At 54.2% G+C, this 23,727-nt stretch carries 25 protein-coding genes; 16 read left to right on the top strand and 9 right to left on the bottom strand.

From position 1 onward, the window contains the following. Positions 1-23: 23 nt before the first annotated feature. Positions 24-770 carry a MipA/OmpV family protein gene (locus tag FE839_RS13195; protein WP_138361261.1) on the bottom strand — a complete coding sequence of 249 codons (747 nt, stop codon included), beginning with the start codon at positions 768-770 and terminating at the stop codon, positions 24-26. Positions 771-1,197: 427 nt separating this feature from the next. On the opposite strand from FE839_RS13195, the gene yeaG reads away from it, so the two are divergent. Then, entirely contained in the window at positions 1,198-3,132 is a 1,935-nt protein-coding gene (gene yeaG / locus FE839_RS13190) for a protein kinase YeaG (RefSeq protein ID WP_138361260.1), read from the top strand. A 296-nt stretch (positions 3,133-3,428) separates the two neighbouring features. After that, entirely contained in the window at positions 3,429-4,712 is a 1,284-nt protein-coding gene (locus FE839_RS13185; protein WP_138361259.1) for a YeaH/YhbH family protein, read from the top strand. A 66-nt stretch (positions 4,713-4,778) separates the two neighbouring features. Here the strand turns inward: FE839_RS13185 and FE839_RS13180 are convergent, their stop codons facing one another. Beyond that, entirely contained in the window at positions 4,779-5,921 is a 1,143-nt protein-coding gene (locus tag FE839_RS13180; protein WP_138361312.1) for a glycosyltransferase family 9 protein, read from the bottom strand. 476 nt (positions 5,922-6,397) lie between these two features. Between FE839_RS13180 and FE839_RS13175 the strand changes: the two genes are divergently transcribed. Next, a complete protein-coding gene (locus FE839_RS13175) occupies positions 6,398-6,898 on the top strand; it encodes a YbaK/prolyl-tRNA synthetase associated domain-containing protein (RefSeq protein WP_138361258.1) in 501 nt (166 codons plus the stop codon). 197 nt (positions 6,899-7,095) lie between these two features. After that, positions 7,096-7,542, top strand: a complete 447-nt coding sequence (locus tag FE839_RS13170; RefSeq protein WP_138361257.1) for a DUF441 domain-containing protein — start codon at positions 7,096-7,098, stop codon at positions 7,540-7,542. Here FE839_RS13170 and FE839_RS13165 read toward each other — a convergent pair. Continuing rightward, positions 7,526-8,317, bottom strand: coding sequence for an AraC family transcriptional regulator (locus tag FE839_RS13165; protein ID WP_138361256.1), 792 nt, complete (start codon positions 8,315-8,317; stop codon positions 7,526-7,528). The genes FE839_RS13170 and FE839_RS13165 overlap by 17 nt on opposite strands. A 100-nt stretch (positions 8,318-8,417) precedes the next feature. Here FE839_RS13165 and FE839_RS13160 point away from each other — a divergent pair, with 100 nt between their 5' ends. Continuing rightward, positions 8,418-9,602, top strand: a complete 1,185-nt coding sequence (locus tag FE839_RS13160) for a CynX/NimT family MFS transporter (RefSeq protein ID WP_138361255.1) — start codon at positions 8,418-8,420, stop codon at positions 9,600-9,602. A gap of 40 nt (positions 9,603-9,642) precedes the next feature. On the opposite strand, the gene FE839_RS13155 is transcribed toward FE839_RS13160, so the two are convergent. Further along, positions 9,643-10,335 carry a CTP synthase C-terminal region-related (seleno)protein gene (locus FE839_RS13155; protein ID WP_138361254.1) on the bottom strand — a complete coding sequence of 231 codons (693 nt, stop codon included), beginning with the start codon at positions 10,333-10,335 and terminating at the stop codon, positions 9,643-9,645. A 251-nt stretch (positions 10,336-10,586) separates the two neighbouring features. Here FE839_RS13155 and FE839_RS13150 point away from each other — a divergent pair, with 251 nt between their 5' ends. Beyond that, a complete protein-coding gene (locus FE839_RS13150) occupies positions 10,587-10,934 on the top strand; it encodes a DUF488 domain-containing protein (RefSeq protein WP_138361253.1) in 348 nt (115 codons plus the stop codon). 3 nt (positions 10,935-10,937) lie between these two features. Here the strand turns inward: FE839_RS13150 and FE839_RS13145 are convergent, their stop codons facing one another. Further along, on the bottom strand, positions 10,938-11,177 hold the full coding sequence (locus tag FE839_RS13145) for a putative hemolysin (RefSeq protein ID WP_138361252.1): 240 nt from the start codon (positions 11,175-11,177) through the stop codon (positions 10,938-10,940). A gap of 432 nt (positions 11,178-11,609) precedes the next feature. On the opposite strand from FE839_RS13145, the gene FE839_RS13140 reads away from it, so the two are divergent. The 3 genes from FE839_RS13140 (at position 11,610) to FE839_RS24880 (ending at position 12,057) form a co-directional block, all read left to right on the top strand. Next, positions 11,610-11,711: a YoaK family small membrane protein gene (locus FE839_RS13140; protein ID WP_138361251.1), complete on the top strand. Its 102-nt coding sequence runs from the start codon at positions 11,610-11,612 to the stop codon at positions 11,709-11,711. Further along, positions 11,711-11,785, top strand: coding sequence for a protein YoaJ (gene yoaJ / locus FE839_RS25115; RefSeq protein WP_138361311.1), 75 nt, complete (start codon positions 11,711-11,713; stop codon positions 11,783-11,785). The genes FE839_RS13140 and yoaJ overlap by 1 nt, the downstream gene beginning before the upstream one ends. A 140-nt stretch (positions 11,786-11,925) precedes the next feature. After that, positions 11,926-12,057, top strand: a complete 132-nt coding sequence (locus tag FE839_RS24880; RefSeq protein ID WP_241675628.1) for a hypothetical protein — start codon at positions 11,926-11,928, stop codon at positions 12,055-12,057. Positions 12,058-12,104: 47 nt separating this feature from the next. On the opposite strand, the gene FE839_RS13130 is transcribed toward FE839_RS24880, so the two are convergent. From FE839_RS13130 to FE839_RS13115, 4 genes are all read right to left on the bottom strand, one after another. Continuing rightward, positions 12,105-12,368: a DUF2534 family protein gene (locus FE839_RS13130; RefSeq protein ID WP_138361250.1), complete on the bottom strand. Its 264-nt coding sequence runs from the start codon at positions 12,366-12,368 to the stop codon at positions 12,105-12,107. 117 nt (positions 12,369-12,485) lie between these two features. Continuing rightward, complete coding sequence (gene leuE / locus FE839_RS13125) at positions 12,486-13,124, bottom strand: leucine efflux protein LeuE (protein WP_138361249.1); 639 nt, start codon at positions 13,122-13,124, stop codon at positions 12,486-12,488. Positions 13,125-13,212: 88 nt separating this feature from the next. Further along, a complete protein-coding gene (gene lpxP, locus FE839_RS13120; RefSeq protein WP_138361248.1) occupies positions 13,213-14,127 on the bottom strand; it encodes a kdo(2)-lipid IV(A) palmitoleoyltransferase in 915 nt (304 codons plus the stop codon). A gap of 563 nt (positions 14,128-14,690) precedes the next feature. Further along, on the bottom strand, positions 14,691-15,461 hold the full coding sequence (locus FE839_RS13115; RefSeq protein ID WP_138361247.1) for a class I SAM-dependent methyltransferase: 771 nt from the start codon (positions 15,459-15,461) through the stop codon (positions 14,691-14,693). Between the two features lie 261 nt (positions 15,462-15,722). Here FE839_RS13115 and fecI point away from each other — a divergent pair, with 261 nt between their 5' ends. The 7 genes from fecI (at position 15,723) to fecE (ending at position 23,292) form a co-directional block, all read left to right on the top strand. Continuing rightward, positions 15,723-16,244, top strand: coding sequence for a ferric citrate uptake sigma factor FecI (gene fecI, locus FE839_RS13110; RefSeq protein WP_138361246.1), 522 nt, complete (start codon positions 15,723-15,725; stop codon positions 16,242-16,244). Next, positions 16,241-17,188, top strand: coding sequence for a ferric citrate uptake sigma factor regulator FecR (gene fecR, locus FE839_RS13105; RefSeq protein WP_138361245.1), 948 nt, complete (start codon positions 16,241-16,243; stop codon positions 17,186-17,188). The genes fecI and fecR overlap by 4 nt, the downstream gene beginning before the upstream one ends. A 98-nt stretch (positions 17,189-17,286) precedes the next feature. Continuing rightward, positions 17,287-19,617, top strand: coding sequence for a TonB-dependent Fe(3+) dicitrate receptor FecA (fecA, locus tag FE839_RS13100; RefSeq protein WP_138361244.1), 2,331 nt, complete (start codon positions 17,287-17,289; stop codon positions 19,615-19,617). A 56-nt stretch (positions 19,618-19,673) separates the two neighbouring features. Further along, positions 19,674-20,576, top strand: a complete 903-nt coding sequence (locus FE839_RS13095) for a Fe(3+) dicitrate ABC transporter substrate-binding protein FecB (RefSeq protein ID WP_138361243.1) — start codon at positions 19,674-19,676, stop codon at positions 20,574-20,576. Then, entirely contained in the window at positions 20,573-21,571 is a 999-nt protein-coding gene (gene fecC, locus FE839_RS13090; protein ID WP_138361242.1) for an iron-dicitrate ABC transporter permease FecC, read from the top strand. Before FE839_RS13095 ends, fecC begins: the two co-directional genes overlap by 4 nt. Next, a complete protein-coding gene (gene fecD, locus FE839_RS13085) occupies positions 21,568-22,524 on the top strand; it encodes a Fe(3+) dicitrate ABC transporter permease subunit FecD (protein WP_138361241.1) in 957 nt (318 codons plus the stop codon). Before fecC ends, fecD begins: the two co-directional genes overlap by 4 nt. After that, positions 22,525-23,292, top strand: a complete 768-nt coding sequence (gene fecE / locus FE839_RS13080) for a Fe(3+) dicitrate ABC transporter ATP-binding protein FecE (RefSeq protein WP_138361240.1) — start codon at positions 22,525-22,527, stop codon at positions 23,290-23,292. Positions 23,293-23,727 lie beyond the last annotated feature (435 nt).

Raw genomic sequence — 23,727 nt, 5'->3', positions numbered from 1 at the left:
AATTGCCCTGTTATAAAGCACAATCAGAAAGAGTAAGTGATTCCGGTAGAAATCAGGCCGCTCCAGGATTTATCCACCATCGGACTATCGGTGATTTCGTCAGACAGGCGGGTATAACGCGCGACGCCGTATACGCTCCAGTCGCCGAGGAAACGATAGTTTGCCGACAGCTCCAGATACGGATTCCAGCTGCTGTCAGGATCGTAGCTGCGCATACCGCTACGAGTGGACTCATGGCGCGAAACACCGTAGTAGTACTCATTCTGGTTATCGCTATTCCATTGAACGCCAACGCCCGGCGTAAGCGTCAGATTCCCGTTGCTATAGCGATACAGCCAGGCCAGATCCCACACAATGCCGTTGCTGTTATCCAGCGTATCGCCAGCCAACGAGGTACGCAAGAAACCGTACTGCGTATTGTGAATATAGGCAAGCCCGGCCATCATCGTGGATTTTCGCTTATCCAGACGACGCATTTGCTGACTGTCGCTGTCACCCGGCTTAAAGTACATTGGCGACCAGTACGCGGTCACCGAAAGCTTATCGTTAGTATCATTCCACAGGTAGTAACCACCACCTAAACCCCGAAACCAAACGTTATCACTCTCATAATTAATAACCGGCACCGGGTAGACATCAGTATCATACTGTTTATAAGGGCGTTCAACGATCCCCACACCCGCTCCCAGACTGAGCTTTCCCTCGGCGTGAACAGCAGATGCTGACGTTGCCATCAATGCACCCAATGCCAGAAGTTTGATTTTAGTCACGATCCATATTCCTGTTGTCAACTTATCTGCGCACGCAGTTTAACGTTGTAAACAACATGTCTCAAATTCTTTACCTGTCATTACATTGAACTCACCAATTTCTCACCACCAGATGACCGCTGGCTGACAATCCAATGACAGTGCAATGACGCCCCGAGTCTGACCCGGGCGACAACAGGACGTTATTCCGGATGAGTTATTGATATGTCATTGAAATTGATTCGCCATGCCATGCAAGTTTTCCAAATGCATCTAAGCTTTAATTTAGAAGAAGTAAATCCGGGGCACGTTATTCACCGACTTCGCCAACCTGGCATAAGGGTTGCTGGAGAATCAGTGAGCGTTGTGCGGCTTACCTCTTCCGGGGGCTCCCACTATTCATATGAACGGCTCTCAACCTGTGCTAAAAACGAAAGGACGGCATGCCATGAATATATTCGATCACTATCGCCAGCGCTATGAAGCTGCCAAGGACGAAGAGTTCACACTGCAGGAGTTTCTTACCATTTGTCGGCAAGATCGCAGTGCTTATGCTAACGCAGCAGAAAGATTGCTGATGGCTATCGGTGAGCCGGTCATGGTCGATACGGCCCTGGAACCCAGGCTATCCCGTCTCTTTTCAAACCGGGTCGTTGCACGCTATCCGGCGTTTGAAGAGTTTTACGGTATGGAAGATGCCATTGAGCAGATTGTTTCCTACTTAAAACACGCCGCTCAAGGGTTAGAAGAGAAGAAACAGATTCTGTATTTGCTGGGGCCTGTGGGCGGCGGTAAATCATCGCTGGCCGAACGCCTGAAGTCCCTGATGCAGTGTGTTCCGATTTACGTGCTTAGCGCTAACGGAGAACGCAGTCCGGTCAACGATCATCCGTTATGCCTGTTTAACCCGCGCGAAGATGCGCAGATCCTTGAGAAAGAGTACGGCATTCCAAACCGCTATCTGGGGACCATTATGTCGCCCTGGGCCGCCAAGCGCCTGCATGAGTTCGGCGGCGACATTACAAAGTTCCGCGTGGTAAAAGTGTGGCCATCGATTCTGGCGCAGATAGCCATCGCTAAAACCGAACCCGGGGACGAGAACAACCAGGACATCTCCGCGCTGGTGGGTAAAGTGGATATCCGTAAACTGGAGCATTACGCGCAGAATGACCCGGATGCTTACGGCTATTCCGGCGCCCTGTGCCGCGCCAACCAGGGACTGATGGAGTTTGTGGAGATGTTTAAGGCGCCCATCAAGGTGCTGCACCCCCTGCTGACCGCGACTCAGGAGGGTAACTATAACGGTACCGAAGGGATATCCGCCCTGCCGTTTAACGGCATCATCCTTGCCCACTCCAACGAATCAGAGTGGGTGACTTTCCGTAACAACAAAAACAATGAGGCTTTCCTCGACCGCGTTTATATTGTCAAAGTTCCTTATTGCCTGCGCATTTCGGAAGAGATCCGCATCTATGAAAAACTGCTCAATAGCAGCGAGCTGAGCCATGCGCCCTGCGCGCCGGGGACGCTGGAAACGCTGGCGCGCTTCTCCATTCTGTCGCGCCTGAAAGAGCCGGAAAACTCAAGCATTTACTCGAAAATGCGCGTTTATGACGGCGAAAGCCTGAAAGATACCGACCCGAAAGCGAAATCCTATCAGGAGTATCGTGATTATGCCGGCGTCGATGAAGGCATGAACGGCCTGTCTACGCGCTTCGCGTTTAAAATTCTCTCGCGGGTATTCAACTTTGACCACACGGAAGTCGCCGCTAACCCGGTACATCTGTTCTACGTTCTGGAACAGCAAATTGAGCGCGAGCAGTTCCCCCAGGAGCAGGCAGAGCGCTATCTGGAATTCCTGAAAGGCTATCTGATCCCGAAATATGCCGAGTTTATCGGTAAAGAGATCCAGACCGCTTACCTCGAATCCTACTCGGAATATGGACAAAACATTTTCGATCGCTATGTCACCTACGCCGACTTCTGGATTCAGGATCAGGAGTACCGCGATCCGGATACCGGTCAGTTGTTTGACCGCGAATCGCTGAACGCGGAGCTGGAGAAAGTCGAGAAGCCCGCCGGGATCAGTAACCCGAAAGACTTCCGTAACGAAATCGTCAACTTCGTTTTGCGTGCCCGGGCGCACAACAGCGGGCGCAATCCAAACTGGACCAGCTACGAAAAACTGCGCACGGTGATTGAGAAAAAAATGTTCTCCAATACCGAAGAACTGTTGCCGGTGATTTCCTTCAACACCAAAACGTCAACCGATGAACAGAAGAAACACGATGACTTTGTCGATCGCATGATGGAGAAAGGCTATACGCGTAAGCAGGTTCGTCTGCTATGCGAATGGTATCTGCGGGTACGTAAATCATCCTGATAATAAGCCCGGCAGGCAATCTCTGTCGGGTTAATAACAGCGGCGAAGAACTCGTTAACTCGGGTTGTGGGATAAAGTGCGCTGAAGCCCGGACATGTAAGGGCATATACCCTGACTCTTTCACGTTGCAGGACAACACGGCTAACCGTGTTGAACGGCGCTTACGCTGGCCCCGCGGGGCAAGGCTCAGGAAGGGGCCGAGTGAAGGCCAACGCGCAGGCAACGTGAAGTATGACGGTATAACCCCTCAATGAAACAGGACGGGTATCGTTGGCAAATGCAGTACAGGAGGGCATATGACCTGGTTCATAGACCGACGCCTGAACGGGAAAAACAAAAGCGCCGTCAACCGGCAGCGCTTTCTGCGCCGTTACAAAGCGCAGATAAAACAGTCGATCTCCGAGGCCATCAATAAACGCTCGGTGACCGATATTCAGAGCGGAGAGTCCGTCTCCATTCCAACGGACGATATTAACGAACCGATGTTTCATCAGGGTCGCGGCGGACTTCGCAACCGCGTACACCCCGGCAACGATCACTTTGTCCAGAATGACCGAATTGAACGGCCACAGGGTGGCGGTGGCGGAGGTGGCGGCGGCCAGGGACAAGCCAGCGCCGATGGCGAAGGGCAAGATGAATTTGTCTTTCAGATTTCGAAAGACGAATACCTTGATCTGCTGTTTGAAGATCTTGCGCTGCCAAATCTGAAGAAAAACCAGCAGCGGCAGTTGACGGAGTTTAAAACCCATCGCGCAGGCTACACCGCCAATGGCGTGCCGGCCAATATCAGCATCGTTCGCTCGCTGCAAAACTCGCTGGCGCGACGTACCGCCATGACGGCCAGTAAACGTCGTGAACTGCATACGCTGGAAAACGAACTGGATATCATCAGCAAAAGCGAACCCGCACAACTGCTGGAAGAGGAACGGCTACGTAGAGAAATCGCAGAGTTACGGGCAAAAATCGAGCGCGTACCGTTTATTGATACGTTCGATCTGCGTTACCGGAACTATGAAAAGCGGCCAGAACCCTCAAGCCAGGCGGTGATGTTTTGCCTGATGGACGTTTCCGGCTCTATGGACCAGGCAACGAAGGATATGGCCAAACGGTTTTACATCCTGCTCTATCTGTTCCTCAGCCGGACTTATAAAAACGTTGAAGTGGTCTATATTCGCCACCATACCCAGGCCAAGGAGGTTGATGAGCACGAATTCTTTTATTCCCAGGAAACCGGCGGCACGATTGTCTCCAGCGCCCTGAAATTAATGGATGAAGTGGTCAAAGAGCGCTACGACCCTGCGCAGTGGAATATCTACGCCGCACAGGCATCGGATGGTGATAACTGGGCGGACGACTCGCCGCTGTGCCACGAACTGCTGGCGAAGAAAATCCTGCCAATCGTGCGTTACTACAGCTATATCGAGATCACCCGTCGGGCGCATCAGACGCTGTGGCGCGAGTACGAACACCTGCAGGCAACATTTGATAATTTTGCCATGCAGCATATTCGCGACCCGGAAGATATCTACCCGGTGTTCCGCGAACTGTTTCACAGGCAGGCATCGAAAGCAGACAGTTAACCTTCGCAAAACAGCCAGCATCCTGCTTCGCTGGCTGTTTTTTACGCTGACTTTATCCAGCCGCGCCTATTGCAGCAGATCAGGATCAATCGCTGACATAATGAGATCCGGCAGGTTGTCCATCTGATGCACTTTGCCGCATTTAACAATAATTTGTCGCGCGTTATCGTATCCGGGCGCCCACAGCCGATTATTTAAAAGCACATCTTTATAGACTGCGACTAGCGGTTTTTTCCATGCCGCCGCCATATGTACCACCGACGTATCCGGCGAAATAACCAAATCCGCTTGCGCAATTAACGCCATGCAATGGTGTAGCGTTTTAAACGGATTAACGCTCACTTTTTCCGCTAAGGGAATGCGAATTTCATTACGGTGATCGAGCAAGATAATATTGACATCAGGATAGTCTGTACGCAGTCTGGCGATAAGCGTTGCCAGTTGCTCCTGCGACATACTGCGATCCTGATTGCCGGCAAAAATATTAATCACCACCTTGCGCCCTTCCCGGCCCGCCATGTAGTCGCCCACTTCCTGATACACATCCTGTGGAATATGCAGATCATAAGACGCGAGATGTTTTTTATCCAGCTTCAGATAGTCGGCGATAAGATCAAATGTCTTACTGACGTGCAATTTTTCGCAATCAAAATCAAAAGACTTTGAATAGTGATTAATTGATGGCCATTTATTAAACCCCAGTACCGATTTAGCATTTATCTGCCGTAACAGCAACATCCTGTGTACCGGGATATCAAACAATGACGGGTCAATAACTATATCGTACTTATTATTCGCAAGCTCATTAATAATGGACTTAGGCACGTTATGGGTGAATTTACGCAAAAAATCCGCTGAGCTGACATTGTCAGCTTCGTAAATATGGCGAATTCGCGGGTTATGCCGCATCACCTGACTGTTCGACTTCGTCAACAGAAAGTCAACGGTCATTCCCGCTTCATGCAGGCATTTAACCAGCGCGGAATCGACGACCACATCGCCTAAAGCGCCTTCATTACGCATCAGCAACACGGTTTTCGCTGACGATAAATCAACCTCATGCCGCGTGCGGCTATCCCAGAACGCCTTCGCGAGATGAATCCGAACCGCGCTACGGACTCTCTTGGTAAAATAGTTACGGCGTCTGTTCAACTCCCTTATTTTTTGGAACTTTCTGGGGGATACCTGCACCGCTACCTTCTCCGTCATCATAACCTCGTAACCACATCAATAGCATCGATATTAGCCATCCTAATGACTAATAAAAACAAAAAAAGTTCTCGCGATAAGTAAAATCGTTGAGCGTTTGATACTGGCAGGATAGTAATATGTTTTTTTATTCCAGCATATCTTATTGAAGAAAAAACGCATTAAATGTGGAGTTAATGTGGAAGATATAAAGGCAATCCCCCTTCTGCACAGGGGGAAAATATGCCTGGAATATATACTTCTTGATTGCATATATCGCGTTCATGTGCGTTGGCCCATCACTTGCCCTTACCAACGCGGTTATAAACGTTTAACCATTTTGTTCCGCAATATGCATTATTTCCGTTCTCAATCCTGATTCTCCACGCACCACCAGAATTAATGAATCAGCTTCCGGATGCGACACGCCATCGCCGGTTTTCATCCGTTGCGGAGAGGATTACACTCACAGCTTTATGTACAAGATAAAGGTCGATATGAACGGATCGGTAAGACAGAACCCCCACCAGCAGTTGCTCAATCTGCTTGACGTACACCATGCGCGCTACCGGCTCATGAAGCATGATGCTGTCGGCAAATGCGAGGCCGTGTCGGCGATCCGCGGTACCGCTCTGGGCCAGGGGGCGAAAGCGCTGGTATGCAAAGTTAAAGGTCACGGTGTGAACCAGCACGTACTGGCTATCCTCGCCGCCGATCGGCAGGCGGATTTAGCCCGTCTGGCCGAATATATTGGCGGCAGCAAAGCCTCGCTGGCCAGCCCGGCAGAGGTGGAAACGCTGACCGCCTGTGAATTTGGCGCGATCCCCCCCTTTAGTTTCCACCCGGCGTTGCGGCTGGTTGCCGACCCGCTGCTGTTTGAGCGTTTCCCAGAAATCGCCTTTAACGCGGGCAGACTCGATACGTCGATTATTCTTGATACTGACGACTATTTACGAATTGCGCGTCCGGAACTGGCCGTATTTCGCCGCCAGGACTGAAACCTTTTCGGCCCGGAAACAGTGGCCTGAGGTCAAGGTGACTCTCCCGATGTTAATACCCGCAAGCTCCGCCGCGGGGAAACACAAGGCACGGGCCCAGAAATAGCGAACATACGGTAAAAAAGCCTGTTTACTCACGCGATTATGCGTAAAGTAAACAGGCTTCTCTTTTGATATTTTGGCAAGGACCTCTGCACATGTTCGATACTACCCTGCTCATTCTGCTGGGCCTCGCAGCGCTCGGCTTTATTAGCCATAACACCACCGTCGCTATTTCAATCCTGGTTTTAATTATCATTCGCGTTACACCGCTGAACGCGTTCTTTCCATGGATAGAAAAGCAGGGGCTGACCATCGGTATTATTATCCTCACCATTGGCGTGATGGCCCCTATCGCCAGCGGGACACTGCCGCCCTCAACGCTGCTCCATTCATTCGTTAACTGGAAATCGCTACTGGCGATTGCCGTGGGCGTATTTGTATCCTGGCTGGGCGGTCGAGGCGTCGCCCTGATGGGCTCACAGCCGCAGTTGGTTGCCGGGTTGCTGATCGGCACCGTGCTCGGCGTCGCCCTCTTCCGCGGGGTCCCGGTCGGGCCGCTAATCGCCGCGGGGATCGTCTCCCTGTTTATTGGTAAGGCGTAGTCAGACTGGCAAGATAACGTCCTGGTGTTTGTCCCAGTCCCTTTTTAAACATCGTGATAAAAGCGGTCGTGGAGTCATAGCCCAGGCTCTGGGCCGTCTGTTGCACCGACAGACCGCGGATCAGCATCTGCAAAGAGAGGATTAACTGTAGCTGATGCCGCCAGCGGCGAAAATTCAGCCCCGTCTCACGCACCACCAGCCGCGCCAGATTACGCTCACTCATGGCGAATGCCTCCGCCCATTGCGTCAGCGTTTTCCAGCGTGCCGGCTCGGCGGCTATCATTTCCGCCATTTGATGAATTTTAGGGTGCCCGGATACCGGTAGCTGAAGATGCTCCTGCGGCTGCTGCGGTAGTTCGTCGAACAGTACCTGCACCAGCCTCGCTGTCTCCGGCTTATCCGCCCCGGCCCTGCCACGTTGGGCCATCGCGAGGATAAGCTCACGAACCAGCGGTGAAATCTTTAACGTGCAGCAGCGCCGCGGCATCGGCGCGGCGTCAGGTTCAATAAACAAAAAACAGATCTGCGCCTGCGGTGTCGCGCGGTTACTGTGTGGCACCTGACCCGGCACCCATACCGCATACTGCGGCGGAACCATCCACATCGCATTCTCCACCTCGCAGGTTAGCGCCCCGCGTAGCGCAAGAATCAGTTGCCCTTTGCGATGATGATGGCGTGGAATGTACTGCTCGTCGGCAACGACCTGGATGCGAAAAGCCAGCGCCGCATCACGATCGCTATCCGGATCGTAGCCATCAAGACCGAGTCCGATCATAAAATTGTCCGATTTTAGCGATAATCTGTCATTTTAGCTTGATTCAAACAGGTGGCAAACACGCTATTGTTAACGCCCCGTTTCCTTGTCTGAGATAGCCATGAATTTTGTTTCACCTGCTGCCGAACGCCCCCCTTTTTTATTCATTGTCGGCATACTGCTTATTGCGACGACTTTACGCGTGGCATTTACCGGCGCCGCGCCATTACTGGATGCCATTCGCGGTGAATATGGCCTGACTACGGCGCAAACCGGTTTACTGACCACCCTGCCGTTGCTGGCCTTTGGTCTGGTTTCCCCGTTGGCTGCGGGCATTGCACGCCGTTTCGGTATGGAGCGCAGCCTGTTGTTGGCAATGATTCTGATTTGCCTCGGGATCGGATTGCGCTCCCTGCCCTCCGTTGCGCTACTGTTTTTCGGCACCGCGATAATCGGGTGCGGCATTGCCCTCGGCAACGTCCTGCTTCCGGGACTGATCAAACGAGACTTCGCCCGGCACATTGCCAGAATGACCGGCGCATACTCCCTGACCATGGGCGCTGCGGCGGCGCTGGGGTCGGCAATGGTGGTGCCACTGGCGCTTACCGGAATGGGCTGGCATGGCGCGTTGTTGATGTTAATGGTTTTCCCCTTACTGGCGCTGTTTGTCTGGCTGCCGCAATCACGTCGCCAGGTTCCCGCGACTCTGACGGGGTCAGGCGCGATGCACAGTCGCGGTATCTGGCGCTCGGCGCTGGCCTGGCAGGTAACGCTTTTTCTCGGGATTAATTCGCTGGTCTATTACATCATCATCGGCTGGCTCCCCGCCATTCTGCAAAGCATCGGCTACAGTGAAACGCAGGCGGGTTCGCTACACGGATTGCTCCAGTTGGCCACCGCCGCACCAGGACTGGTCATCCCGTTACTGCTTCATCGTTTGCAAGATCAGCGCGGCATTGCCGTTCTGACGGCCCTGATGTGCGCAGCCAGCTCGCTTGCTCTGTGGTTTTTCCCCGCTCAGGCGGCCGTGTGGGCGATTATCTTCGGCTTTGGTTCCGGTGCGACCATGATTCTGGGGCTGACCTTTATCGGCCTGCGCGCCAGCTCAGCACACCAGGCGGCGGCGCTGTCAGGAATGGCGCAAACCGTTGGTTATCTGCTGGCCGCTTGTGGTCCGCCGATAATGGGGAAAATACATGATGCCAACGGCGACTGGCATATTCCGCTGATCGCCGTAGCGATGATGTCCGTCATGATGGCCGTGTCTGGCGCCCTGGCCGGACGCAATCGAGAAATTCACGGCTGACACTGCCCACGCCCGGCAATCTTCACTGCCGGGCGCGTGCTCATTGGTTTGCCGCGCGTAAGAACGCCTGTACCAATGGTGCGGGCCGCCCTTCCAGTGCATTGCGTTCATGCTGGAATAGCGTGGCGACGAAGAACGGATGTGTCACCAGTTCCACCGCCCGGATCTCGCCTTCATCATCCCAGCCGGTCACCCGCAGATCGCCCTGCTCCAGCTCCCGGGCAAACGCATCGGCAATCCCGTAACTACAGTGATATCCCTCTTCAATACTGTCACGACCATAGGCTCTGGCGATAAGCGTACTGGCGCGCAGTTCAATTGTGTCCGACTTTTCCACCAGTGAGCAACTTAGCGGTGCAATCACCATTCGTCCTTCGGTATCGGTCTCCGCATGCGCGGCATCCCGCCAGCCCAGGACATTGCGCGCGTATTCAATAATCGCATGCTGAAATCCGCCACAGGTACCGAGGAACGGCACACCGTTTTCACGCGCGTGACGAATGGCGATAAACGCGCCTTCGGTATTTTTATAAGGACTGCCGGGAACCACCCAGATAGCATCATAGTGGGCAAGCATATCGGCGGAGTTTATCTCACGGGTTGCCAGCCAGTCATAGCGCAACGGTAGATCCAGCACGGCGGCAGCATCGTCAATTGCCAGGGGAATCGCTTTGTGAGCGAGGACATCGGGGTTGTAATCACCAACCAGGGCGATACGCAAGAGAGAGTTCATAGCAGGTTCCTTATGTTACAGCGATTATCAGACAACACAAGGAACCTCAGATTAACGATCCCGGCGGCCGAACACAATCCTTATTTCCTAAAACGGATGAAGACGTACAATGTCATCTCACAGGCGTTATGGTATGACGTACAGACACTATCTGCTCTACAATGACAGCGTTAGCGAACAGATTCAGGCGCCGCTTCCCGGCTTCGCGAATACACAATGACGTGTCTGACGGGTACGAAGGGAGGATCACAATGATTCAATGTAAACGCGTTTATGATCCCGCGGAAGAGCGCGACGGCTATCGCGTTCTGGTCGACCGCCTGTGGCCGCGCGGGATAAAAAAGGCGGCGCTGCATTATGATGAATGGTGCAAAGCCCTCGCGCCGTCCGCTGACTTACGTAAGGCATTTCACAGCGAGACGATTGATTTCGCCCACTTTAGTCAATGCTACCGCAAGGAGCTTGATGACCAGCGCGATGAAGGCCTGCGCCTCGTCGCACTGGCCCGCCAGCAGCCGCTGACGCTGCTCTATGCAGCGAAAAATACCCGGCAAAACCATGCCCGGGTGCTGGCAGACTGGCTGACCGCGCTTAAATAAAAATTATGACTTCTTCGGGTGATCGCGACGCCAGAGCGCCCATTCGTCTATGGTTTCGCCGCCGGGAAGTTTGCAGTCACTACGTACGCCCTGCGGGCTTTGAACCGGGACCAGAACGCCCCCCTGTTGCCCGCAATACACCGAAGCCGGATTAGCCATCCCTGGCGGATGAGCGGGCTGAGTCGGTTGAGGTTGCGCACATCCCGCAAGTACCAGAGGAAACATCACTATCATCCACTTCATTTCGGCTCCTTCATTGTCATTGTTCGATACGGCCTTTCGCCCTGAATCTTCACGATTTCTCCATTTTAGCCACACTTTTACCTCGTAGAGTAGCTCCTGTTCTCGAACTGACCAGAGAACAGATCATTCCATAATCAATGAGTTTTTTCCCCGCCTCCCCCGGCGGGGTTTTTTTAGGGTTAAACCCACCAAATAAGATAATTGATTTAAAAATTGTCCCGTCAGTAAGCTGCGCTGACTTGCCAGCGGCTTCATTAACGGCGTGATCTTCCCCTTTAAGGTTGTGGCGTATTCCCGAATCGCATCACGCCCGCCGCACGCTTTAGCACAATAACGGTCTTATCGTCAGCGAATTTTTCATCTTGCCTGGACTAATTGAACGCGAAATCCGCTATGATATGACGCCTCACTTGCATCTACAGGGACACCATAATGAAACTGGGTATTCTATTTCCGGTCGTGATTTTTATCGTCGCGGTTATTTTTCTGGGCTGGTTCTTTATTGGAGGTTATGCAGCGCCGGGCGGAGCATAATGAAAAAAAGCACCCTTATAATGCTCATCGTCGCCATTGTGGCCGTCGCGGGCACGCAATTTGGCTGGTGGTAAATCCAGGAATAATCGCTTCCTCATCGGCGGGATATTGCAGAATTATCTTATCTACTCAATAGGTTAAAAGAATATAGTCACTTCATCAGCCGACTCCGCCGGCTGGCCCCGGCGGACGGATTTAACGGGAGAAGTGAGGAATGAAAAAACCGATTGTGTTGCCGCTGATTCTCGCGCTTTGCACGCTGTTATCGGGATGTATTATCGACCCAGGCTATCATCGCGGGCCGCCGCCGCCCCACTATCATTGTGATGACAGAGGATGGAGATAACGCGAAAACATAACAAGGCGAACGTCTGTTCGCCTTGTTGCCTGAGCTTAATCCTGACGATCTGAACCTAAAAACAGAAATCCCAGCGGAATAGAGAATAAAAGCGTGAACACGAGGCTGTAGACCATAACCATCGCCCCCTGCAGGAAGAACATTGACGTCGTCCACTCTGAGTACGGCATATTATACTCACTTACCACCCCACCAAAGGTCGCACGACCAACGACAAACAGCGCGATAATAAACACCGTGGCGATCGACAAGAAGAACTTCTTGCTGTTTTTATTGTGAGTCAGTTTCTGCAGAATCATCCGGTTCCCTTCTTTTATGCGCGATAATCAGCTGTATATGTAACACCAATGCAATCAAAACTGAAGGCGTTTGTTACAAACAAAGAACGGTCGGCCACGCGCATACCGGCACGATGATTACGACTGGAGCGTCGCCAGACGGGCGGCGAAACCAACAAAAATAAGGCCAATCAGGCTGTTGCCAATTTTCGCCAGTTTCTTTTTCGTTTTCACGTAGCGGGTGACAAAAGAGCCGGAAAGAATCAGAAAACTCATATAGAAGAAGCTAATAACTTCCAGCGTCAGCGCCAGAATAAAGAACGCCAGGCCAGGCGTTCTGGCATTAACGTCAATAAACTGAACGAAAAATGAAACATAAAACAGAATGGCTTTCGGATTCGTCAGGCTGAGCGTCAGAGAACGTTTCAGGATAGCGCTCCCCGGTTCCGACCCAGAAGCCGAATGACCCTCGCGCTGGGTTAGCACCGCATAGAGCATTTTACCGCCCATCCACAGCAGATAAATCGCCCCCAGATAACGAACAATATTGAACAGCACCGGAGTGGTTTTGATAAGCGTCGCGACACCGGCAAAAGCCAGAAACATCAGCACCGCATCACCAAAGAACACACCTGCCGCGGCCAGATAGCCCTTTTTAACGCCGTGAGCGATGCCGGTCTTCAGAACAAAAAGGGTATTTGGGCCGGGGACAAGAATGATAAAGATAGCCCCGACCAGATAGGTCAGGTAATTCAACACACCAAACTCAGCGAACACAACGCACTCCTTCGCTTACAACAACAAATGATCCCGCGCACGTTAACGCAACAGGGACCATTTTGAAAGCGCTGTAAGTGCGGATCGCTTAATAGAGCGAAGCTTCCCCCAGCGGACGGGTCTTAAAGCGGCGGTGAACCCACAAATACTGCTCTGGCGCGCGCAGAATCTCTTTCTCAATAACCTTATTGATATAGCTGGCCGCATCCTGCTTATCTTCGCCAGGATAATCACTCATCACGTCGCTGATATGCAGACTGTAACCTTTACGATCCGCCTTGCGCACCATACTGATGGTAAGCATTTTCGCGCCGGATAAGCGGGACAGCACATAGGTGCCGTTAGTGGTTGCCGCCTGTTGTACCGAAAAGAACGGCGCAAAAACGCTTCCCTTCGGACCGTAGTCCTGGTCAGGTGCGAACCACACCGCTTCGCCAGATTTCAACGCATGTACCAGGCCGGACAAATTGCGGCGATCAATCATCGCTTTATTGGAACGTAAACGACCACGCGTCTGCACCCACTCCATCAGCGGGCTATTATGCGGACGGTAAGTTGCCATCATAGGGCGACAAATTCCCATCGTACGCCCACCGAGTTCAAGAGACATAAAGTGTATGCCAACCACCATCACGCCTTTTCCGGCGTTCAGGGCATTATTAAGGTTAGCCATGCCTTCAACATCAAACCATTTCCTGACCCGCTCATCGCTCCAGAACCAGGCCATTCCCGTTTCAATAAGCCCCATTCCCAGCGACATAAAGTTCTGTTCAATGAGTTTCTCACGGGCGGCCGGCGACATATCCGGAAAGCAGAGTTCGAGATTTCGTCTGGCGATATGCTCCCGGCGTCGGAGAAAACGTCGTGACGCCCGGCCGGCGCTGCTGCCGATAATGTGCAAAATGGGATAAGGTAACTGAACGATAAGCCAGAGTATGGACAGGCCAAACCAGGTCCCCCAGTTACGCGGGTGGAGTAAACTTTTGTTAAAAGCGCAAGACATGTTTTTTCCTGTAAACATCTGAACATGAGGTAACGCTTAAGGAAAAAACGAGTCCCTTCATCTGTCATTAGGCGGTACGTGTAACAGTTGAGACAATAATAATCCTGATAAATTCATTCCGGCAAGTAAAAAACCGCGACAGCATAAAAAAACACAACACCCGCACAGTTGTAACAAAATGTAAAATACAAATAAATAAGTAATAAAAAATAGCCTCAAAAATGATTATCACGCTAATGATTCATTCTACTGTAACGCCCTCAATTTCGATGCGCCGTCGCCGTAAACCCCCGGTGGCTGACGCCACGGCAGGCGCTGCGATCGCCTGCCCCGCGGCGGTTCGCATTAACCAAAACCTTAGCGCCGCGAAATAAAACGCAACGAGGCGCGGATCCGCAGTAGGCCTGAATACGCTATTCATTTATCGCGCCCTGCCGTCAGCCACATTAAACAATGTAATTATCGAGATAACGTCTGAAATAAGAATCCACTTATTTTATCGCTGCTGATAGTTAATTTTCAGCGCAGCGATTCATAGCGCAACCATTATTGCAGATTTTTATCTACGGCCCTTTAACCGAACAGCAGGAAATAAAGTTCAGGCGTTTTTTCTGGCGCCGGAAAAAACGCATCATAGACAAAAATCTCGGACGATTCTCACGTTTCAACAAACCATTGCAGGCAATCCTGAGCGCCTGTTTATATCCTTCATCTTTAATTAACCCCAGCGGCGACATCAGCGACATCGGTCCATGATGAAAACGCACGGAAGCAAAGCCTGCCCGCTGGAAAATCGCCTGCCAGCCCGCGGCGCTTAACGGGCTGACGTGAGATTTCACGACCCCCTGAAGCTGAAGACGCGTTTCGTCATCGAGCGCATCCTGAGAATACATAATATCATGAGTCAATAAACGACCGCCGGGTTTCAGCACGCGGAAATATTCCGCCGCCAGCTTCTCCTTCGCTTTATCGGCGTACATGGTAAGCATCGCCTCATTAATCACCACATCAAACGTAGCGTCGGGAAAGGGCAAACGATTAGCATTGGCCTCCAGCACCACAACCCGATTATCCACGCCCTCACGGACGATATTTTGTCGGGCTTTCGCCAGCGCCTCTTTATCCATATCAATCGCGTAGACGCTGCAACGAAAACGTTGCGCCAGCTCAATCGCGGTGGTGCCCATATTACAGGCCACCTCCAGGACTTTACTCTCCGCGGTAAAGCCCGCCTGCTGAAACAACCACTCTGTTGCCTCTATTCCCCCAGGGCGTAAACGGGTTTTCCCCAGTCTGGCCAAAAACGTATGTCCAGCTTGTTCGCTTGTGTTCATCAGCATCCCCTTTCTGATTTTATAAGATGCATTATAAATACAACATTATGATTACCGGGGGAATGCCGTGAATAAATTTTATTGGTATGGCGCCACACAGGCATATAATGTCGCGTATTGACCAAAAATCTATTCAATATTTAACAATTACTTAGCATACAGAGCGCGCTACATCGTGTTAAGTGCGCGCCTGTTTTAATTGAAATGAGAAACATTCTCATATTAACATACACCTATTGATGAATTGTTCTGAACCCGGCCATGTCCCAGCCTTCCGCCACGACGTCACCGCTAACGCTTGCTTCGCTGTATAGCGACAATCACAGTTGGCTGAAAAACTGGCTTACCCATAAGCTACAATCCGCGTTTGACGCCGATGATGTGGCGCAGGATACCTTTGTGCGGATCATGGGGAGCGACTCGCTGACCACGATTCGCGATCCAAAGTCCTTCCTTTGCACCATCGCAAAACGGGTGATGATCGACCTGTACCGCCGCCATGCGCTGGAGCGCGCATGGCTGGAGATGCTCTCTGAGTTACCGGAGGCGCTGGCCCCGTCGCCTGAACTGCGGCAAAGCCAGCTTGAGCTTTTACAGCAGATTGACGCCATGCTGGACGGGCTGAACGCCAAAGCGCGGGAAGCCTTTTTGCTCTCGCAGCTTGAAGGGCTGACTTACGCTGAAATAGCCAGACGCCTGTCGGTCTCCGTCAGTTCGGTTAAAAAATATATGGCTAAAGCCACCGAACACTGTCTGCTGTTTCGTCTGGAGAATGGCCTGTGAACCGGACGCTGACCGATTCCCGCCGCCAGGCATTACGCTCCGCTTCTCACTGGTACGCCGTCCTGAGCGATGGTTGCGTGAGTCCGCAGCAGGAAGCGCGCTGGCAGCAGTGGTATGAGCAAAACAACGATCATCAGTGGGCCTGGCAACAGGTGGAAAACCTGCGTCAGCAAATGGGACAATTGCCGGGTGGCCTGGCCAGCCGGGCGCTTCACGATAGCCGCCTCGCCCGCCGCCATGTGCTGAAAGGGTTGCTACTGTTACTGGCCGCCGGTGGCGGATGGCGGCTATGGGATTCTGAACTGGCGGAAGGGCTACGCGCCGATTACCGTACGGCGAAAGGTCTGCCTCACCAGCAGCGGCTCGCCGACGGAACGCTGCTTACGCTGAATAGCGAAAGCGCGGCGGATGTCCGGTTTGACGCTCACCAGCGTCTGGTCCACCTGCGCTATGGCGAAATCGCTATCAAAACCGCCAGCGATAGCCAGCGACGGCCATTTCGGGTACAGACACGTGAAGGGATACTGACGGCGCTCGGCACCGAATTTACGGTGCGCCAGTTTGTCGACGCAACCCAACTGATGGTGCTGCAACATGCCGTTGAAGCGATGTTACCTTCTGGCCGCACCCAACGCGTCAATGCCGGTGAAAGCCTGTGGTTTACCCGCGATCGCTTTGCCCCCCTGACAAAGCTTAAGGACGGTGAAGGGAGCTGGATCCAGGGCATTCTGACCTTTCGTGATACGCCGCTGAGCGACGTTATCGCCACCGTCTCCCGCTACCGCTACGGCGTACTGCGTTGCGATCCCGCCGTAGCCGGATTGCGCCTGAGCGGTACCTTCCCGTTGAGTGATCCCGACGCAATTCTTAAGGTTATCGCGCAAACAATGCCGATAAAATTGCACTTTATCACCCGCTACTGGGTCACGCTTACGCCTGCCTGATAAAAAAAACACAAAAAATTCTCATTCGCTGTTGTCCTTTTTCCCTCACTCGTTCGACTTATTCATTGAAGACAACCAAAAACGATCATGGAGAAGTCATGACACCTTTACGCGTTTTACGCAAACCGATGCCTCTGGTGATGGCAATCCGTTTAAGCCTGCTGCCGTTAGTGGGGCTGACTGCCGCGTCGGCCTTTGCCGCCACGCAGTTTGATATTGCAGCCGGAGATTTAGACAACGTACTCAACCAATATGCCGCTCGCAGCGGTATTACCCTCTCTGCCGACGCCGGTCTGACACGCGGCAAACATAGCGCTGGCCTGCATGGCAGCTATGAAACCGAAGAGGGCTTACGCACGCTGCTCAACGGCAGCGGACTGCAGCTCAAGTCTTTGGGCAATAATGTCTGGACCCTTGAGCCCTCGCCTGTCAGCGCAGAATCCACCTTAACCGTGGTGGGTGACTGGCTCGGCGACGCGCGTGAAAATGATGTTTTTGAACACGCCGGCGCCCGCGATGTTATTCGTCGGGATGATTTCGCCAAAACCGGCGCGACAACCATGCGCGATGTCCTGAACCGCATTCCCGGCGTTAACGCCCCGGAAAATAACGGTACCGGCAGTCACGATCTGGCCATGAACTTCGGTATTCGCGGACTCAACCCGCGCCTTGCCAGCCGCTCCACGGTGCTAATGGACGGCATCCCGGTTCCCTTTGCTCCCTACGGCCAGCCGCAGCTTTCGCTGGCGCCGGTGTCCCTCGGCAATATGGATGCCATTGATGTGGTTCGCGGCGGCGGCGCGGTGCGCTACGGGCCGCAAAGCGTCGGCGGCGTGGTGAACTTTGTTACCCGCGCCATTCCGCAGGATTTTGGTATTGCGGGCGGCGTCGAGGGGCAACTCAGCCCCACCTCGTCGCAAAACAATCCGAAAGAAACCCATAACCTGCTGATTGGCGGCACGGCGGATAACGGCTTCGGCTCCGCCCTGCTCTACTCAGGCACCCGTGGCAGCGACTGGCGCGAACACAGCGCGACGCGTATTGACGATGTGATGCTGAAAAGCAAATATGCGCCCAATCAGGTGCATACCTTTAACAGCCTGCTGCAATACTACGATGGCGAAGCCGATATGCCAGGCGGTCTCTCCCGCGCCGACTACAATGCCGATCGCTGGCAGTCCACGCGGCCTTACGATCGCTTCTGGGGGCGCCGCCAGCTTGCCAGTCTCGGCTATCAATATCAGCCCGATGCCCAGCATAAATTTAACATCCTGGGGTTCTATACCCATACCCTGCGTAGCGGTTACCTGCAACAGGGTTCGCACATTACCCTTTCGCCGCGCGAATATTGGGTCCGCGGCATCGAACCGCGCTATAGCCAGAGCTTTATGATCGGCCCCTCCGCTCATGAAATCGGCGTTGGCTACCGCTATGTGAACGAATCGACCCACGAGATGCGTTATTACACCGCGACCGCCAGCGGCGTGCTGCCCGACACCGCCAGCCCGTACGATCGCGATACCCGTTCCGGCACCGAGGCCCACGCCTGGTATATTGATGATCGTATTGATATCGGCAACTGGACGATTACGCCGGGTATGCGCTTCGAGCACATCGAGTCTTACCAGAACAACAACCTGAAAGGCACACATGAGCAGGTCAGCTACAATGCGCCGCTTCCTGCTCTAAATGTGCTTTATCACCTCACCGACAGCTGGAATTTATATGCCAACACAGAAGGATCATTCGGCACCGTACAGTACAGCCAAATTGGCAAGGCTGTGCAAAGCGGCAATGTGGAACCGGAAAAAGCACGCACATGGGAGGTCGGCACCCGCTACGACGACGGCGCGCTGAGCGCTGAAATGGGGCTGTTCCTGATTAACTTCAACAATCAGTACGACTCCAATCAGATCAATGACACGGTTACCGCCCGCGGTAAAACCCGCCATAGCGGCCTGGAGGCGCAAACCCGTTACGATCTTGGTGAGCTGTCGCCCGCGCTGGATAACCTTTCGGTTTACGCCAGCTACGCGTACGTCAATGCGGTGATCCGTGAGAAAGGCGACACCTATGGCAATCAGGTTCCCTTCTCGCCGAAGCATAAAGGCACCTTTGGCGTCGATTATAAGCCCGGCAACTGGACGTTTAACCTTAACAGCGACTTCCAGTCCAGTCAGTTTGCGGATAACGCCAATACCGTTGCCGAGAGCGCTGACGGCAGTACCGGGCGTATTCCCGGCTATATGCTATGGGGCGCGCGCGTCGCCTACGATTTCGGTCCGCAGATGGCCAGGCTCAACCTTGCCCTGGGGGTAAAAAATATCTTCGATCATGAGTATTACATCCGCTCATACGACGATAACAATAAAGGCCTTTACGCCGGTCAGCCGCGCACGCTGTATCTGCAAGGCTCAATGAAGTTCTGATGATTGTTTTTGGCGGATAGCGGCGTCAGCGCCCTGTCCGCCCACTGGAGTTCACTATGTTTACCCTTGCTCGCAGGTTTCTTTTCAGTCTGTTGCTTCTGGCAGGCCCGGTATTTGCCGTTACCGTGCAGGATGAGCACGGTACTTTTACCCTTGATAAAACGCCGCAACGGATCGTGGTGCTTGAATTCTCTTTTGTCGACGCGCTGGCGGCGGTCAACGTTAGCCCGGCTGGCGTCGCTGATGATAACGACCCCTCGCGGATTCTGCCGGAGGTGCGTGCGCGCCTGAAGTCCTGGCAGTCGGTCGGCACCCGTGCTCAGCCCTCTCTGGAGGCAATCAGCGCGCTACACCCGGATCTGATCATCGCCGATAGCAGTCGTCATACGGGCATTTACCCCGCCCTGCGGCAAATTGCTCCGGTACTGCTGTTAAAATCGCGCAATGAAACCTATGCAGAAAATCTGCAATCAGCGGCCATTATCGGCAAAGTCGTCGGCAAAGATACGCAGATGCAGCAGCGTCTGGCACAGCATCGGCAAACAATGGCGGCGTTTGCCCGTCAGTTACCGGCCGGAGCCAGCGTGCTGTTTGGCACGTCGCGCGAACAGCAATTTAATCTTCACTCGGCGCAAACCTATACCGGCAGCGTACTGACGGCGCTCGGGCTAAAGGTTCCACAGCCCATCAACGGTACGCCGATGACGGCGATTAATCTCGAACAACTGCTGGCAATAAATCCCCAGTGGCTGCTGGTGGCGCATTACCGCGCTGAAAGCATCGTTAAAAAATGGCAGCAAGATCCGCTCTGGTCCATGTTGCAGGCGCAGCAAAATCAGCAGGTTGTCGCCGTCGACAGCAACAGCTGGGCGCGGATGCGCGGTATCTTTGCCGCCGAACGTATCGCCAGCGACATGGTAAAAATTGTCCACCATCAGGCGGTCGATACCACGCCATGAGACCGTTCCATCGTTCGTTTTTTATCTGGGGGCTGCCGCTGCTGACGCTAACCGGCCTGTTCTGGCTGAGTCTGTTCTGCTATGCGGCGATCCCCATCTCCCCGCTCAACGCTCTTCACGCGCTGCTCGCCCCTGACACGCCTCCCCTTGCGGAGGCGTTAGTGCTTAATCTGCGTCTGCCCCGCAGCCTGGTGGCGATGATGCTCGGCGCCAGCCTGGCGATATCAGGCTCGCTGCTGCAAACCCTGACGCATAACCCGCTGGCATCGCCCTCGCTGCTGGGTATTAATAGCGGCGCCGCGCTGGCGATGGCCCTGACCAGCGCTTTCAGCCCGGCGCCGCTGGCAGGTTATTCGCTGGCGTTGATCGCCGCCTGCGGCGGTGGAATAAGCTGGCTTCTGGTGATGACCGCCGGCGGCGGCTGGCGTCAGGAACTGGATCGTCATCGGCTGATCCTCGCCGGTATTGCCCTTTCGGCACTCTGTATGGCGCTGACCCGCATCACCCTGTTACTGGCGGAAGATCACGCGTACGGAATTCTCACCTGGCTTGCGGGCGGCGTTTCCCACGTACGCTGGGCCGAATTCTGGCAGCTTTTTCCCTTTACAGCGCTGATTATTCCCGGCGTATTGCTGCTGTCTAACGCGCTTAATCTGCTCAATGTCGGCGATAACACCGCCCATTCACTGGGGGTAAATTTGTTCCGCCTGCGTCTGTTCATCAACGCCGCAACGTTATTGCTGACCGGTAGCTGCGTCAGCGTGGCCGGCCCAGTCGCGTTTATTGGCCTGCTGATCCCGCATCTGGCGCGGCTTTGGGCGGGCCACGATCATCGAGTGCTTCTGCCTATGAGCGCCATACTCGGCGCGCTGTTCATGCTGCTGGCGGATATTCTCGCCAGGGCGCTGGCCTGGCCGGGCGAGCTTCCTGCCGGCGCGGTACTGGCGCTGGTCGGCGCTCCCTGTTTCGTCTGGCTGGCAAGGAGGCGCGGATGAGACTCCGCCGCATTATTTTGTTGCTGCTCATACTGGCGCTGTTAACCGTATTGTCCCTGCGAATGGGCGCAGTGCCGCTGCCGTGGCAGGCGCTGCTTGATGGCTGGCATCCCGGCAGTGATTCTCATTATGTGCTGATGCAATATCGCCTGCCGCGCGTTGTCCTGGCGCTGTGTATCGGCGCCGCGCTGGCGGTTTCCGGGGTACTGGTACAGGGAATCGTGCGTAACCCGCTGGCCTCGCCGGATATTCTGGGCATTAATCACGCCGCCAGCCTTGCCTCAGTGTGCGCTCTGTGGTTTTTGCCCGCGTTATCCCTGCTGTGGCTTCCGCTGTTGGCCTTTATCGGCGGAATGACGGCGATGGGCGTGCTGAGTCTCCTGGCAGGGTTTTCCCGTCCCATGCGCCTGGCGTTGACCGGTGTGGCGTTATCAACCTGCTGGGCCAGCATAACCGATTACCTTTTATTGTCACGCCCCCAGGATATCAATAACGCGCTGCTGTGGCTGACCGGCAGCCTGTGGGCCAGAGACGGTTCATTCGTCATCGTCGCCCTGCCGCTGCTGGCCGTGTTGCTCCCTCTGAGTTTCGCTCTCCACCGCGATCTGGATCTGGCGGCACTGGGCAGCGACCGCGCCGGGACGCTTGGCGTTAATATGCGCTGGCTTAACGGCTACGGCTTAACCCTGGCGGTGGCTCTCGCTTCGGTGAGCGTCGCGGTCTGCGGCCCTGTTGCTTTTATCAGCCTCGTGGTGCCGCACCTTGTTCGCCGTCTCTTCGGCGGTCGTCATCGCTATGTATTACCGGTTTCGGCCCTGGCCGGTGGACTGTTGCTGCTGTTTGCCGATCTGTTAGCGCGAACCCTCCAGCCGCCGATGGAACTACCGGCTGGCGTGTTAACCGCGATTATCGGCGCCCCCTGGTTTATCTGGCTACTTGTGAGAATGCGTTAAATGGAACTGCGAACGGAAAATCTGACCGCTGGCTATAACGGCAAGCGCATTATCAACGATCTCAATCTGACCCTACCGGCCGGGAAAATCACCGCCTTGCTGGGGCCAAACGGCTGTGGCAAATCCACCTTACTGAAGTGCTTCTCTCGTCTTTTGACGCCGACAGCGGGTGAAATCTGGCTCGGTAATACGACATTAAACCGAATATCGACGCGGCAACTGGCGCGACGACTGGCGCTGCTGCCGCAACAGCATCATGTACCGGAAGGCGTGACCGTCCGCGAACTGGTCGGCTATGGCCGCAGCCCGTGGCTGCCGCTATGGGGGCGACTGTCGGCGCGGGATCGCCAGCGAGTCGAGGACGCGCTGATGCGAACCGGCGTCGCTTCACTGGCGGAGCAGCCGCTAAGCGCCCTTTCCGGCGGCCAGCGGCAGCGGGCTTTTCTGGCGTTACTGCTGGCGCAGGATACGCCGCTGGTGTTGCTCGACGAACCGACGACCTGGCTGGATATCAATCATCAGGTGGAATTGATGAAGCTGATGCGCGAGCTGCAAATGCAGGGAAAAACCGTGGTCACCGTACTGCACGATCTTAACCAGGCCAGCCGCTATTGTGATCATCTGATTGTGCTGGAAGGAGGACGCATTCAGGCTCAGGGTTCGCCGGAGACGGTGCTTACGCCGGAGATGTTGCGTGAGGTTTTTCATCTGGAGGCGGAGATTCATCCGGAACCGGTGTCGCAGCGCCCGATGTGCGTAGTGAAATAGGCCGGTATAAGTAATACTGGTCCGTTAAATGCGTTATCTGGATTTTTAAGCAGACCCGTTGCCAGGGGGAAATGTCTTTTTTAGCGTGGTTTTGGCGAACGCCTGATGCAGTGGCAAAAATCGGTTTTTACGACCGACAGCGGCTAAGACGTTCCCTTATTTAACTCGGGCTCACCGCAGGGGGGTTGGGCGCATCAAGGAAACCTGGCGAGAACGCAGGCGCGCATCCAGGACTGGCCGCCAGGACGGCGGCCAGAGGGCGGGTCGAGACAGGGACGTCGAGTCCCGCCCGGTCCGCCAGATGAAGCCGGAGTGGAGCGGACCGCGCAGCGGCAGGTTTTCAGCGCAATGCCGGGGGTGCAGGGGGACGGGCGAAACGTCCCCCTGCCCGTTCACACGCTGTGGATATAACGGATATCCGCGTATTTATCGTGA

This window comes from Klebsiella indica (assembly GCF_005860775.1).
GTDB lineage: Bacteria > Pseudomonadota > Gammaproteobacteria > Enterobacterales > Enterobacteriaceae > Klebsiella > Klebsiella indica.
This window is presented reverse-complemented; position numbering and strand designations above follow the sequence as displayed.